This window comes from Burkholderia sp. AU18528 (assembly GCF_002223215.2).
Classification (GTDB): domain Bacteria; phylum Pseudomonadota; class Gammaproteobacteria; order Burkholderiales; family Burkholderiaceae; genus Burkholderia; species Burkholderia semiarida.
Window position 1 is genome coordinate 407,700 of record NZ_NKFC02000005.1, and the last position, 14,075, is coordinate 421,774.

At 68.0% G+C, this 14,075-nt stretch carries 12 protein-coding genes and 1 pseudogene; 7 read left to right on the top strand and 6 right to left on the bottom strand.

Annotated elements, in window-relative coordinates:
* The first annotated feature begins 29 nt into the window (after nt 1–29).
* The 4 genes from CFB52_RS13510 to CFB52_RS13525 all read left to right on the top strand — a co-directional run bounded on the left by CFB52_RS13510 (nt 30) and on the right by CFB52_RS13525 (nt 5,176).
* The gene (locus tag CFB52_RS13510; RefSeq protein WP_059578464.1) at nt 30–941 is read left to right on the top strand and encodes a LysR family transcriptional regulator; all 912 of its coding nucleotides are present in this window, start codon (nt 30–32) and stop codon (nt 939–941) included.
* A gap of 175 nt (nt 942–1,116) precedes the next feature.
* Nucleotides 1,117–2,511 carry a D-arabinitol 4-dehydrogenase gene (gene dalD, locus CFB52_RS13515; protein ID WP_099316766.1) on the top strand — a complete coding sequence of 465 codons (1,395 nt, stop codon included), beginning with the start codon at nt 1,117–1,119 and terminating at the stop codon, nt 2,509–2,511.
* Nucleotides 2,512–2,616: 105 nt separating this feature from the next.
* Nucleotides 2,617–4,098: a xylulokinase gene (gene xylB, locus CFB52_RS13520; RefSeq protein ID WP_059644785.1), complete on the top strand. Its 1,482-nt coding sequence runs from the start codon at nt 2,617–2,619 to the stop codon at nt 4,096–4,098.
* Nucleotides 4,099–4,219: 121 nt separating this feature from the next.
* Nucleotides 4,220–5,176: a sugar-binding transcriptional regulator gene (locus CFB52_RS13525; protein ID WP_059578472.1), complete on the top strand. Its 957-nt coding sequence runs from the start codon at nt 4,220–4,222 to the stop codon at nt 5,174–5,176.
* 28 nt (nt 5,177–5,204) lie between these two features.
* Here CFB52_RS13525 and CFB52_RS13530 read toward each other — a convergent pair.
* Nucleotides 5,205–5,492, bottom strand: a pseudogene (locus CFB52_RS13530) (MFS transporter); the annotation flags it as partial.
* 142 nt (nt 5,493–5,634) lie between these two features.
* Nucleotides 5,635–6,456 carry an IclR family transcriptional regulator C-terminal domain-containing protein gene (locus tag CFB52_RS13535; protein WP_059578477.1) on the bottom strand — a complete coding sequence of 274 codons (822 nt, stop codon included), beginning with the start codon at nt 6,454–6,456 and terminating at the stop codon, nt 5,635–5,637.
* A 105-nt stretch (nt 6,457–6,561) separates the two neighbouring features.
* Between CFB52_RS13535 and CFB52_RS13540 the strand changes: the two genes are divergently transcribed.
* The 3 genes from CFB52_RS13540 (at nt 6,562) to CFB52_RS13550 (ending at nt 10,236) form a co-directional block, all read left to right on the top strand.
* The gene (locus CFB52_RS13540; protein ID WP_099316767.1) at nt 6,562–7,521 is read left to right on the top strand and encodes an NAD(P)-dependent oxidoreductase; all 960 of its coding nucleotides are present in this window, start codon (nt 6,562–6,564) and stop codon (nt 7,519–7,521) included.
* 65 nt (nt 7,522–7,586) lie between these two features.
* Nucleotides 7,587–8,870, top strand: a complete 1,284-nt coding sequence (locus tag CFB52_RS13545; protein ID WP_099316768.1) for an MFS transporter — start codon at nt 7,587–7,589, stop codon at nt 8,868–8,870.
* A gap of 49 nt (nt 8,871–8,919) precedes the next feature.
* Nucleotides 8,920–10,236: a D-amino acid dehydrogenase gene (locus tag CFB52_RS13550; protein ID WP_373680944.1), complete on the top strand. Its 1,317-nt coding sequence runs from the start codon at nt 8,920–8,922 to the stop codon at nt 10,234–10,236.
* A gap of 47 nt (nt 10,237–10,283) precedes the next feature.
* On the opposite strand, the gene CFB52_RS13555 is transcribed toward CFB52_RS13550, so the two are convergent.
* From CFB52_RS13555 to CFB52_RS13570, 4 genes are read right to left on the bottom strand one after another with little or no spacing between them, the layout of a single operon-like run.
* A complete protein-coding gene (locus CFB52_RS13555) occupies nt 10,284–11,393 on the bottom strand; it encodes an ABC transporter ATP-binding protein (protein ID WP_099316960.1) in 1,110 nt (369 codons plus the stop codon).
* 60 nt (nt 11,394–11,453) lie between these two features.
* Complete coding sequence (locus CFB52_RS13560; RefSeq protein ID WP_099316961.1) at nt 11,454–12,131, bottom strand: HAD family phosphatase; 678 nt, start codon at nt 12,129–12,131, stop codon at nt 11,454–11,456.
* Nucleotides 12,132–12,163: 32 nt separating this feature from the next.
* Complete coding sequence (locus CFB52_RS13565) at nt 12,164–13,015, bottom strand: carbohydrate ABC transporter permease (protein WP_059578484.1); 852 nt, start codon at nt 13,013–13,015, stop codon at nt 12,164–12,166.
* Entirely contained in the window at nt 13,012–13,965 is a 954-nt protein-coding gene (locus tag CFB52_RS13570; RefSeq protein WP_099316769.1) for a carbohydrate ABC transporter permease, read from the bottom strand. The genes CFB52_RS13565 and CFB52_RS13570 overlap by 4 nt, the downstream gene beginning before the upstream one ends.
* Between the last annotated feature and the right edge of the window lie 110 nt (nt 13,966–14,075).

The window sequence follows — 14,075 nt, forward strand, 5'->3', positions numbered from 1 at the left end:
TTTTTTGCCAAAAGCCATTACGTCCCGGCATGACTTTCGATCTCCGACAATTGCACGCGTTCACGACCATCGTCGCGTGCGGCAGCCTGGGCCGCGCCGCCGACGCGCTGCATGTCACGCAGCCGGCGCTGAGCCGGATCCTGAAGCGGCTCGAGGCGCAGGTCGGCGCGCCGCTGTTCGAGCGCCATTCGAAGGGCGTTCAGCTCACCGCGTTCGGCGAAGCGTTGCTGCCGCACGCGACGCTGCTGCAGCACGAGGCCGAGCATGCGCGCGAGGAACTCGACGCGATGCGCGGGTTCGCGAAGGGAACGATCAAGGTCGGCACGGTGGGCAGCATCGCGAGCCTCGTGCTGCCGGTCGCGGTCGGCCGTGTGCTCGACCGCTGGCCGAACCTGCGCGTCGAAATCATCGAAGGCGTGTGGGACCGGCTCGCGCAAGGGCTGGTCAAGCACGAGATCGACCTCGCGCTGTCCGCGCACGGGCCCGACACCGACGAGATCGTCGCGATTCCCGAATGCCGCTGGGAAGATCGCAGCCATATCGTTGCCGCGCCGCACCATCCGCTGCGCGCGCTCGGCCGGCCGCCGACGCTCGCCGATACGCTGCACGCGCGCTGGGCGATTCCGCCGCGCGGCACCGCGCCGTTCGACCACATGCGCGCGACCTTCGACGCGCACGGGCTGCCGTTGCCCGACATCGCGGTCGAGACGCGTTCGGTCATCACGCTGAAAAGCCTGGTCGCGCATGCGGGATTCCTCAGCTGGATGGCCGAGCCGATGGTCGGCGCCGAACGGCGCGCAGGCACGATCGACACGCTGCCGGTGCGCGAGGTCGTCGCGGTGCGCACGCTCACCGCATTCCGGCGCCGCCACGGGATCCTGCCGGGGCCGGCCGGCAAGCTGCTCGACGAACTCGTCGCACTCACGCGCGAAGGGCGCTGACGCCTTTTTCCGCCGGCCCCGCCGCGCCCGCCCTGCCCCGCACGCCGCCGCAGCGCACCATCGAAATGCCGTTTCCGCGCCTTGACTTTCGTTCGCCCGAATACGATCATTCGCTCACACAAAGAGCAAAAGATCGTATTCGACGAAACAGACAGGCAGGAACAGGAGACACCGGATGAGCGAATCGCCCGCCGCCCACGCGCCCGTGCTGCTGCACATCGGCGCGGGCTCGTTTCACCGCGCGCATCAGGCGTGGTATCTGCATCGCGTGAACGCGGCCGTGCCGGCCGACGAACGGTGGTCGCTGACCGTCGGCAACATCCGCGACGACATGCGCGCGACGATGGACGCGCTGGCCGCCCAGCACGGCGCTTACACGCTCGAAACCGTCACGCCGCAAGGCGAACGCGCGTACGAGACGATTCGCGCGATCACCCGCGTGCTGCCATGGTCGATCGACCTCGCCGCGCTGATCGACGCCGGCGCCGATCCGGCCTGCCGGATCGTGTCGTTCACCGTCACCGAAGGCGGCTACTACCTCGACGAACACAACCGGCTCGACGTCGCGAACGCCGATCTCGCTGCCGACCTGCAGGGCGCGCGCACGACGCTGTACGGTGCGCTCGCGGCGCTGCTCGCCGAACGCGTCAAACGCGGCGCGGGCCCGCTCACGCTGCAAAGCTGCGACAACCTGCGCAACAACGGCGCGCGCTTTCGCGCGGGCATGCGCGAATTCCTCGAACGGCGCGGCGAAGGCGGGCTGCTCGCATGGTTCGATGCGAACGTCGCGACGCCCAGCGCGATGGTCGACCGCATCACGCCGCGCCCGACCGCCGACGTGCGCGAGCGCGTGCGTGCGGCCACCGGCATCGACGACGCGTGCCCGGTGATGGGCGAATCGTTCATCCAGTGGGTGATCGAGGACCGCTTCGCGGCCGGCCGGCCGCGCTGGGAGCTGGCCGGCGCCGAACTCGTCGACGACGTGCATCCGTACGAGGAAGCGAAGATCCGCATCCTCAACGCGACGCACAGCTGCATCGCGTGGGCCGGCACGCTCGCGGGCTACACCTACATCCACGAAGGCACGCACGACGCGGCGATCCGCCGCTTCGCGCACGACTACGTGACGCAGGACGTGATCCCGTGCCTGACGCCGAGCCCGCTCGATCTCGCGCGCTACCGCGACGTCGTGCTCGAGCGCTTCGGCAATCCGTACGTGCTCGACACGAACCAGCGCGTCGCGGCCGACGGCTTCTCGAAGATCCCCGGCTTCATCGCGCCGACGCTCGTCGAATCGTTCGCGCGCGGCGCCGCGCCGGTCGCCACGGCCGTGCTGCCCGCGCTGTTCCTGCGCTTTCTCGAACGCTGGGCGCGCGGCACGCTGCCGTATGCGTACCAGGACGGCGTGATGGACGACGGCGCCGCACGCGCGATCGTCGAAGCCGACGACCCCGTCGTCGCGCTGTGCGCGAGCCGCGCCTTGTGGGGCTCGCTCGCCGGCAACGCCGCGCTGCTCGACGCGTTGCGCGCCGGGCTCGCGCGCGTCGATGCCTGGCTCGCGGCGCGCTGACGACCCGCGCGCCGATGCCCGGCCGCGCGGCCGGGCGAACCCGCTTGGCACAGGCCGTGCGGCCCGGCTAAAGTAGCGGCTCCTCACCGACCGAACGGATCGCTCATGTATCTCGGCATCGACCTCGGCACCTCGGAAGTGAAGGTGCTGCTGCTGGCCCCGGACGGCACGGTGGTCGGCACCGCGGGCTCGCCGTTCACCGTATCGCGCCCGCACCCGCGCTGGGCGGAACAGCATCCGGACGACTGGTGGCAAGGCACGCTCGCCGCGCTCGCGGCGCTGCGCGAACGGCATCCCCAGGCGTTCGCGCAGGTGCGCGGCATCGGCCTGTCGGGCCAGATGCACGGCGCCGTGCTGCTCGGCCGCGACGACCGCGTGCTGCGCCCCGCGATCCTGTGGAACGACATGCGCAGCGCCGACGAATGCGCGCTGCTCACCGAACGCGCGCCCGATCTCCACGCGCTGGCCGGCAACCTCGCGATGCCCGGCTTCACCGCGCCGAAGCTGCTGTGGGTCGCGAAGCACGAACCCGACGTGTTCGCGGCGACCGCGTGCGTGCTGATGCCGAAGGACTACCTGCGGTTCCGGCTGACGGGCGCGAAAGTGTCCGACCCGTCGGACGCGGCCGGCACGCTGTGGCTCGACGTCGCACGCCGCGACTGGTCCGATGCGCTGCTCGCCGCGTGCGGGATGACGCGCGAACAGATGCCGCGCATCGTCGAAGGCAACGCGCCGTCCGGCACGCTGCGCGCGGACGTCGCGCGCGAGCTCGGGCTGTCCGAGGCCGTGCTGGTCGCGGGCGGCGGCGGCGACAACGCGACGAGCGCGCTCGGCATCGGCGCGATCCACGCGGGCGACGGCTTCGTGTCGCTCGGCACGTCGGGCGTGCTCAGCGTGGTCGGCGACCGCTTCATGCCGAATCCCGCGTCGGCCGTGCATGCGTTCTGCCATGCGATTCCGGATCGCTGGCAACTGATGAGCGTCGTGCTGTCGGCCGCGAGCTGCCTGCGCTGGGTGTGCAAGCTGACCGGCACCGACGAACCCGCGCTGCTCGCCGAAGTCGAGGCGCTCGACCCCGACGCGCTCGCGGCGGCCCCGCTGTTCCTGCCCTACCTGTCCGGCGAACGCACGCCGCACAACGATCCGTACGCGCAGGGCGTGTTCTTCGGGATGACGCACGCGACCGAGCGCGCGCATCTCGGGTACGCGGTGCTCGAAGGCGTGACGCTCGGCCTCGCCGACGGCCTCGACGCGCTGCACGCGGCCGGCGTCGAAACCGACCAGTTGTCGCTGATCGGCGGCGGCGCGCGCAGCGCGTTCTGGGCGCAACTGATCGCGGACGCGCTGAACGTGCGCACGCGCCAGATCGGCGGCGGCGAAACGGGCGCGGCGCTCGGCGCGGCACGGCTCGGCTGGCTGGCCGCCGGCGGCGATCCGCATACGGTGCTGACCAAGCCGCCGGTGCGCGCCGAATACGCACCGGACGCCGCCCGCCATGCGCGGCTGCGCGAACGCCTCGATGCGTTCCGCACGCTGTACCGCCACGTGCGGCCGCTGTACGAGCCGTCGCGCGCACGGCTCGCGTAGGCGCCGCGCTCGCGCGGGCCGCCGCTGGCCGCGCGCGCGACATGCGTTACAGTGGATGCCGTCATGCAGCCCGCCGGCCGGCCCGCGGGGCGGCCCCCCCGATCCGAACCGAATCGCTATCGTGTCCAAGTCCTCAGAAAAACTCGATCTCGCCACGCGCGCCGCGTGGCTCTATTACGTCGCGGGCGACACGCAGAACGAAATCGCCGAAAAGCTGCAGGTGTCGCGCCCCGTCGCGCAGCGCCTCGTCGCGTTCGCGGTCGAGAAGAACCTGATCCGCGTACGCGTCGACCATCGGCTCGCCGATTGTCTCGACCTCGGCGCGCAACTGTCGAAACGCTACGGCCTCGCGATGTGCGAAGTCGTGCCCGTCGACGCCGATGCGCCCGACGCGATCGACCGCAAGCTCGCGGTCGCCGGCGCGCAGGTGATGGAGCGCTACCTGAGCGAAACGCGGCCGATGGTGATCGCGGTCAGCAGCGGCCGGACGCTGAAGGCCGCGGTCGCGCAGATCGCGCAGATCGATCGCCCGCAGCACCGGCTCGTGTCGATGGTCGGCGCGATCGCGGCCGACGGTTCGTCGAACCGCTACGACGTCGCGCAGTACATCTCCGAGAAAACCGGCAGCAAGCATTTCCTGCTGCCCGCGCCGCTGTTCGCCGACAGCGACGCCGAGCGCGCGCAGTGGTGCAATCATCGGCTGTATCGGATCGTCGAGGCGCTGTCGGGCGAGGCCGACGTCGCGTTCGTCGGGATCGGCAACATCGGCCCGCACTGTCCGCTCTACGAGGACGGCTTCATCACCGAACAGGAGCGCGACGAGATGACCGCGCTCGGCGCGGTGGCCGAGCTGCTCGGCGTGCCGATCGACGCGCAGGGCACGCGGATCACCGTGTCGACGAGCGCGCGCGTGACGAGCGTCGCGCTCGCCACGCCGCCGAAGCGGCCGACGATCGCGTTCGCCGGCGGCCCGAGGAAACACGACGCGGTGATCGCCGCACTGCGCGGCGGCTGGCTGTCGGGCCTCGTCACCGACGAAGCGTGCGCGCGCGCCGCGCTCGCCGCGAAGGCGGCCTGACGCCGCCGTCGCCATCGCACACGCCGGCTCAAGCCGCGCGCGGCGTCGGAAACGCATGGCGGCGGGCACGCCACGCGCCGACCCACGCCGCCGCCAGCAGCGCGACGAGCACCCATGGAATCGCGCCGGCGCCCGTCGCGCCCAGCAGCATCGCGCCCGCGATGCCGCCGCCGGCGACCGCGAGATTCCACACCGTCACGAGCATCGACTGCGCGACGTCGGCCGATTCGCCCGCGGCGTTCGCGGCGGCCGTCTGGAACAGCGTCGGCGCGCCGCAGAACGCGAGCCCCCACGGCACGACGCCTGCATAGACGATCGTCATTCCGGAACGACGCCGAAGCTGCGCGCGTTCGTCGACTACATGGCCGAGCACCTGCGCCTCTGAGCGGCGCGCGAAGCGAAGGCAGTCGGACTGCCGACGAACGCGGGATTCCGAACGCTCACGCGCGGCATCCTCTTCACGCACGATCAGGCGCCCAGCCCGCTCGTCGAATTTTCTCGCCGAGCGCGTCGGCCGCGTCCCGCAACGGCGCCAGGTAGTTGTGCACTATCTGTTCTTCGGTCGCGATCGCGGGAATCCATACGACGCAAATGCAAGCCACCGCGTGGTCGCCGCGCAGGACCGGCACCGCCAGCGCGCCGAAACGCTCGGGCGAGTCCACGCTGGCATGCGCCGCGCTTCTGGTGGCATAACCCTGATGGCGGACCATCGCGATCATGCGCCTCAGTTCATCGGGATGTAGCCCCGCGCGATCGGCCTCGACGCGAGAGCGGGCAAGCGCGGCGAGAATGTCCTTACGATCGTCCTCGGAACAGAACGACAGGTAGCAACGCCCCAGCGAGGATCGGAGCATCGACGGCCGCGAGCCGAGCACGCTGAAGTTCGCGCTCATGCCGTTGCCGGCGTAGGGCCCGTCGACGCTGAGCATGGCCGCGCCGTCGCGTATCCCCAGATCCGTCGGCCACGGTATCCGACGCTGCAGCGTGACGCGGATGTCGGCCGAGAGCCCGGAAAGACGCGCGTGCGACGCAGTCGACGACGAAGGTACCGACGCGCCCGGCACCAACGAATAACGGCCCGTTCGTGCATGATGCCGAATCCAGCCCGCCTCACCGAGCGTCTTCAGCACGCGGGCCAACGTCGCTTTGGGAAGCACGGTCTGCATCTGGAGTTCCGAAAACGTGGCGGCGCAAGCTCGATCGATTGCCCGAAGCACTTCGAGCCCGCGCTTCAACGAGGCGATCGACTTGACGCCTGACGCAGATTCCAGCCGTGACATATCGAATATTGGACCGCAGGTTCACCTGGTGAAACTATACCTGACGGACATCCGGCGCATTTCGCACACTCCCTCCTGTTCGCCCGGCACGGGCAAGGAGGCAAGATGACGACGTTGATTACCGGGGCCGGCTTGATTGGCCGAATGACGGCGCGCCGATTGCGCGCGCACGGCGAGCGCGTTCTGCTGGCGGACATCCGGCAGCCGCTTCCTGATGACCTGGGCGACCTGCCGCTGGTGCAACTGGACGTGACTGACTGGCAAAGCCTGAGCAATCTGATCCGCGCGCATCGGGTGCATTCGATCGCACACACGGCGGCAATGCTCACGCCCGCTGTCCGTCGAGATCCATTGACGGGTGTCCGGGTGAATGTGATGGGAACGACGAACGTTCTCGAAGCTGCCCGGCAATTCGAACTTCGAAGAGTGGTCATCGCCAGTTCGACAACCGTCATGTACTCCGCCTTCGGATCATTGCCCGGCACGCCGCTTCCGGAGGATTTCTCGTACCGGATCGTCAGCGAACGCCCCGCGAGCATCTACGCCTGCACCAAGGTCGCCAACGAGCATCTGGCACTTGCCTATGCGCAGCAGTACGCGGTGGATGCCGTCGTGCTGCGTTACGGCGCCGTGCTGGGCACGGGCTCGGAGGCCGCGTCCAGCGTTCCCGGCCAGATGCTCGACTGCCTGTTGCGCGCGGTGCGAAGCGGCGAGCCCGCCCGATTCGAGGATGACAAGCTGCTGTGGGGCGGTCGGGAAGAGTTCATCGACGTGCGCGACTGTGCAACCGCCACTGTCGCGGCGTTACACGCGAAACAGCCTGCACAGCGGGTCTACAACGTCGCTACCGGCGAGTGCTTTACGTTCGCCGAGTTCGTCGAAGCCGTGCGACGCCGCTTCGGCACGTTGCAGGTCGCCGATGTCCGCCTTCCTTCCGGCGGCCTGTCGGGATTCCCGTTCCAGCGACCGGCGCCGTCGGACGTCGAAGCTGCGTGGAGGGAGCTGGCGTTTCGTGCCCGCTACTCGCTTGACGACACCCTCGCGAATATCGTCGGCATCGTCTGAAGACGCTCGGCCGCCCGCGCTGCGCGGCATGCTTCCCAATATCGAAGAGCCCCAGGAGCAGAGGCATGAAATCCAGATCGTTACGCTGGTTCGGCATCCTCACCTTGTTCATCGTCGCCGCGATCTCATACATCGATCGCATCAACATCTCCGTCCTGGTGATGGATCATGCGTTCCTGGACCATCTGGGGATCGAGGCCGGCGATCGGATCCGGCAGGGTTCGTTCGCCACCGTGTTTCTCGTCGGCTACGGCTTGTCGTCGATTCTTCTCACGCCATTCTGCTCTGCGGCGCTCGGGGTGCGCCGGAGTCTCGTCTACGGCCTGGCATGCTGGGGAACCCTCACGTTGGCGACGACGGTGGTGCACGGATACGGGCTGATCCTGACGTCCCGGCTCTTGCTCGGCCTGTCCGAAGGGCCGCTGTATTCGCTCGCCGCGGCCTACATCAAGGCGCATTTCGCCAATCACGAAAGCGGCAAGCCGAACGCGTTCGTCAACATGGGCACGGGAATCGGTTTGGCAATCGGCTATCCGCTGGTGAGCTACCTCGTCGCGAGCTTCGACTGGCAGACGTCGTTCCTTGCGATCGGCCTGCTCAACCTTGCGCTGGGCATTCCGCTCGTCATCGCCTTCGTCCGCATGCCGGGCGATGAGCCGTCCGGCGCCTCCTCGAGCCCTTCGCATCCCGCCCTCGCGGTGAGACAGGTCGTCGCCGGCGCGCTGCAAACGCGCCATCTTGCCCTGATCACCATACTGACCTCGGCCGCATTGGCCTATCTTTGGGGCAGCAGCAACTGGTTGCCGGCGTATCTCAGCTTATCCCGCGGTTTCTCGCTGCGTGAAATGGGCTGGCTGGCGTCGCTTCCCCAGTACGCGATGGTGCTCGGCGTCCTGACCGGCGGCGTCGTGCTCGACAAGCTGCAACCGAGACAGGTGTCCGGCATGTTCATGGCCGGCAGCCTGTGCGTCGCGCTGTCCGTGTGGCTCACCATCCGGACCGCCGATCGCTACTGGGCCGTAGCCGGAATGGTCGCCGCCAATTTCTTCTGGGGTCTCCAGGCGCCCGCCATTCCAGGCGCCGTGCAGGACAATACGCGCGCCGAATACACCGCCAGCGCCTTCGGCGTGGTGAACGGCATCGGAAGCCTCATCGCAGGCCTCATGCCGCTGGCGATGGGCGGCTTCATGCGGTCGATGTCGACCGGCTCGGGTGGGACAGCCTCGGGCTTCCACGCGGGGTTCGCGCTGCTGATCGGCACGCAGGCGATCGTATTCGCATGCGGCATGGCGCTATGGGGCCGCTCCCGCATCTCGGTCGATCCTGTCACGGCGAAGCCGACATCCTGACCGCGAATCCATCCGGCCGAAGCGATGGCAATCGTCACGGACACCATCCGTGTGTCGGTCGGCCATTATTCACAACGCGATCCACAAGGAACTGAAATTCATGCGAGTCATCATCGTCGGCGCAGGGGTGATAGGCGTCACGACAGCCTATTTTTTGCAGCAGCACGGGTGCGAGGTGCAGATTATCGATCGCGCATCAGCACCGGGCATGGCATGCAGCTATGCCAACGGTGGCTTCTATTCGGCCGGACTTGCGGCGCCCTGGTCGGCACCCGGCGCAGTCCGGATGGCGTTCGCCGCTCAATTCGACAAGTCGGCCGCCTTCAAGTGGCGCCCTGACTTCACATGGCGGCAAATCGCCTGGATGATGCAATCGCTCAAGGAATGTCGACCTCACCGGTTTACCATCAATCGGGCCCGGCTCACCAGGCTCGCCACGTATGCGCAGGCGTGCCTGCAGCGCATCGAGTCCGATCTCTCCATCGACTATCAGCGCAGCGCGGACGGAATTCTGCAGGTTTATCGGGAACCCGTGCCGCGAGCGCTGATCGACACCCAGTTGCGCTATCTGGAAACCATGGGCATTGCGGCGGACTTTCTGCCTCGCGAACAGGTCTTCACGCTGGAACCGGCGCTCGCGCACTCCACGCCGCACCTGCTTGGCGGCCTCCGGATACGCGAGGACATATCGGGTGATTGCCACGTGTTCACCCGTAAACTGGCGGAAGTGATACAGGCTCAGGGTGGAACGTTCACATGGAATACGACCGTGGAATCGCTCCGCACCGATGGTTCCGGAACCACGGGAAAAAGGATTCGTGCACTCGTTTCGCAAGACACGGAATTCCAGGCAGACGCCTATGTCGTTGCCGCTGGAGCCGATACGCCCATGCTACTGAAGTCGCTCGTCGACATACCCGTCTATCCCATCAAAGGCTACTCGATCTCCGCGCCGATCGTGGCGAACGAATGTGCCCCGCGGCACTCTGTCTTCGATTTCGCGACCAAAACCGGCATGGCTCGTCTCGGCAACGAGATGAGGATCTCGGGCATTGCAGAAATCACAGGCTATGACCGCAGCGTGAATGCCTCCCGTTGCGCGCAACTGGTCTCGGCCTTCGAGCGCGCATTCCCCGGCGCAATCGATGGTCAATGCGCCAGCCACTGGGCCGGCCTGCGACCGGCCACTCCGGACGGCGTGCCGCTCGTCGGCCGCACGGCTTGCGAAAACCTGTACGTCAACACCGGCCACGGCGGGTTCGGCTGGTCGACATCCTGCGGGTCAGGAAAATTGATCGCGGACATTGTCATGGGGCGCCCTGCCGATATCGACGCCGCCGACTACGCTCTGGCCCGCTCGCATTGAAACGTCGATGCGAGCCGTACGCGCAGTCACGGCGGCTCGCTGGACGCTCACGCCGCCTTCGCGTGCACGCTCGACCGCCGGAACGCCTGCCCGTTGTCGTCGAACAGATGACAGTGCTCGGCCTGCGCATGCACGCGCAACGCGTCGCCGGTGCGATACGTATCGAGCGGCGGAATCCGCGCGATCAGCCCATCCGGCGCGACGGCCGACTCCGCATACAGATACGCGGCGTCGCCGAGCGACTCGACGGCCATCGTCCGCGCGGCGACACCCGGCGCCGCCGCATCGACCAGCAGGTGCTCGGGCCGCACACCGACGGTCACCGCCGCGCCGCGCTGCAGCCCCGCCGCGTCCACCGCGACACGCTGCGTCTCGCCGCTGTCGAAGCGCACGAGCACGCCGGCCGCATCGGCCGATTCGACCGTGCCCTTCAGGAAGTTCATCTTCGGCGAGCCGATGAAGCCCGCGACGAACTGGTTCGCCGGCGCGTGATACAGCGCGTTCGGCGTGCCGACCTGCTGCACCGCGCCGCCCGACAGCACGACGATCTTGTCGGCGAGCGTCATCGCCTCGACCTGGTCGTGCGTCACGTAGATCATCGTCGTCTTCAGCTCGTCGTGCAGCCGCGCGAATTCCAGCCGCATCTTCACGCGCAGCGCGGCGTCGAGGTTCGACAGCGGCTCGTCGAACAGGAAGACCTTCGGCTTGCGCGTGATCGCGCGGCCGATCGCGACGCGCTGCCGCTGGCCGCCCGACAGTTGCTTCGGCTTGCGGTCGAGCAGGTGGTCGATGTGCAGGATCTTCGCGGCCTGCTTCACGGCCTGGTCGATCTCGGGCTTCTTCGCGCCCGCGAGCTTCAGGCCGAACGCCATGTTGTCGTACAGCGTCATGTGCGGATACAGCGCATACGACTGGAACACCATCGCGATGCCGCGCTTCGCGCTCGGCACGTCGTTGACCTTCGCGCCGTCGATCAGCAGGTCGCCGTTCGAGATGTCCTCCAGGCCGGCGATCATCCGCATCAGCGTGGATTTGCCGCAGCCGCTCGGGCCGACGAACACGACGAATTCGCCGTCGGCGATGTCGAGGTTCACGTTGCGCAGCACTTCGGTGTCGTCGTAGCGCTTCGCGATGTTGCGCAGGAGCACGCTTGCCATGATCTGTCTCCGTTCGTTCGTGATGCGCCGCATCGAGCGGCGCGCATTCGTTCCTGATTGCTAGTTCGGCAGCACCGCGCCCGTCGCCTGCCAGCGCGCGACGTAGCCGGGCAGCTCGTGCATGTCGTCGAATACGTGACGCGCGCCGATCCCGCGCAGCGCGTCGATCTGGGCCGCCGATGCGTGCCCGCCGCCGATGAAGCCGAGCACGGTCATGCCGGCCGCGGCCGCGGCGGTGATGCCGGTCACGCTGTCCTCGACCACCAGGCATTGCGCGGGCACCGCGCCGAGCGTGCGCGCGGCCGCGAGATACACGTCCGGCGCCGGCTTCGGCCGCGCGACCGAATCCGCGCAGAACAGCCGGTCGCCGAAGAAGCGCGCGAGGCCGGTGCGCGCGAGCGCCGCCTCGACGTATGCGCGATAGCTGTTGCTCGCGCAGGCCGTCGTCAGGTCGATCGCGGCCAGCGCCGCATCGATGCCATCGACCATCGGCGCATTCACGGCCGCGGCCTCGACCGCGCGGCGGATCGCGTCGATATCGTCGTTCGTCAGCGTCCGGCCGACCGCCTCGGACGCACCGGCCAGCACGCGCTCGATGCGCAGCCCGAGCAGCGGCATCACGGCCGGCCGCGCATCGACGCCCGGCCAGCGCGCATCGAGTTCGCGCACGATCACGTCGGCGGCGACGGCCTCGCTGTCGATCAGCACGCCGTCGCAATCGCAGATCAGCACGTTCATGCCGTGACCGACCGCGCCTTTGCTTGCGCCGCTCACTTGACCGCCCCGAACGTGAGCCCGCGCACCAACTGCTTCTGCGACAGCCAGCCGACGATCAGGATCGGCGCGACCGCGAGCAGCGACGCGGCGGACAGCTTCGCCCAGAACAAGCCTTCGGGGCTCGAATACGACGCGATGAACACAGTGAGCGGCGCGGCGTTCGAGCTCGACAGGTTGATGCTCCAGAACGCCTCGTTCCACGACAGGATCACGAGCAGCAGCGCGGTGGACGCGAGCCCCGGCAGCGCCATCGGCATCAGCAGGTAGACGATCTCCTGCCACGTCGACGCGCCGTCGATGCGCCCGGCCTCCAGGATGTCCTTCGGGATCTCGTTGAAGTACGTGAAGGTCATCCACACCGCGATCGGCAGGTTGATCAGCGTGTAGACGATCACGAGCCCCGACACCGTATCGAGCAGCCCCGCGTTCTTCCACAGCAGATAGATCGGCACCAGCACGCCGACCGACGGCATCATCTTCGTCGACAGCATCCACAGCAGCACCTTCTGCGTGCGGTGGTTCGGGAAGAACGCCATCGCGTATGCGGCCGGCACCGCGAACAGCAGCGAGATCAGCGTGACGCCGGCCGAGATCAGCACCGAATTCCACGCGAACGCGAAGTAGTTGCTGCGCGCGAACACCTCGCGGAAGCTGTCGAGCGTCGGCATGAACAACAGCGACGACGCGTACGCCTGCTGCTCCGTCTTGAACGCGGTGATCGCCATCCAGAAGATCGGGAAGAACAGCAAGAGCGCGATCAGCCATGCGAGCGCGCCGGGCAGCGCGCGCCGCACGAGGTCGAACACGGCCGGCGTGCGCCGGCCTGCCAAGGTCAGGTCGCTCATTTTTCGTACTCCCCCTTCAGGTTGCGCGCGAGCATCCGCACGAGGAAGAACGACACGACGTTCGCGACCACGACGGCGATGATGCCGCCCGCGGACGCGAGGCCGACGTCGAACTGCTGCAGGCCGAGCGCGTAGATCAGGTAAGACAGGTTGGTCGTCGCATCGCCGGGGCCGCCGCCCGTCGTCGTGTAGATTTCCGCGAAGATCGACAGCAGGAAGATCGTCTCCATCATCACGACCACGGCGATCGCGCGCTTCAGGTGCGGCAGCGTGATGTAGAAGAACATCGCGATCGGGCCCGCGCCATCGATGCGCGCGGCTTCCTTCTGTTCCTGGTCGAGCGACTGGATCGCGGTGAACAGGATCAAAAACGCGAACGGCAGCCACTGCCACGCGACGATGATGATCACCGCGGTCAACGGGTAATCGGCGAACCAGTCGATCGGCGTCATCCCGAGCGCGCGCATCGCGTTCGCGACGAGCCCGTACACCGGATGCAGGATCATGTTCTTCCAGATCAGCGCGGAGACCGTCGGCATCACGAAGAACGGCGCGATCGCGAGCAGGCGCGCGATGCCCTGCCCGTAGAACTTGCGGTCGAACAGCACGGCCATCAGCACGCCGCCGACCACCGTGATCGCGAGCACCGCGCCGATCAGCACGAGCGTGTGCCAGATCGCGGGCAGGAACGACGGATCGGTCGCGAGGAAGCGATAGTTGTCGAACCCGGCGAAGCCCTTCACGTCCGGGTTCAGCAGGTTGTAGCGCGAGAACGAATACCAGATCGTCATCGCGAGCGGAATCGACATCCACAGCAGCAGCACCGCGACGGACGGCGACACGAGCCAGCTCGCGCCGCCGCGCGCACGGCGCGGCGCGCCGGGCGGCGACGACGCGTCGCCGACCGACGGCGCGTGAGCGTGACTCAGGGGAAGACGCAGGTGACGCATGATCGGAGTCCCTCCGGTTGATGCGCGGGCGCGAACGGCGTGCCCGCCTGTCAGCGTCGCCGGCCCGCGCCGCGTGCCACGGCGCACGATGCGGGCCGCGCGACGGCTTG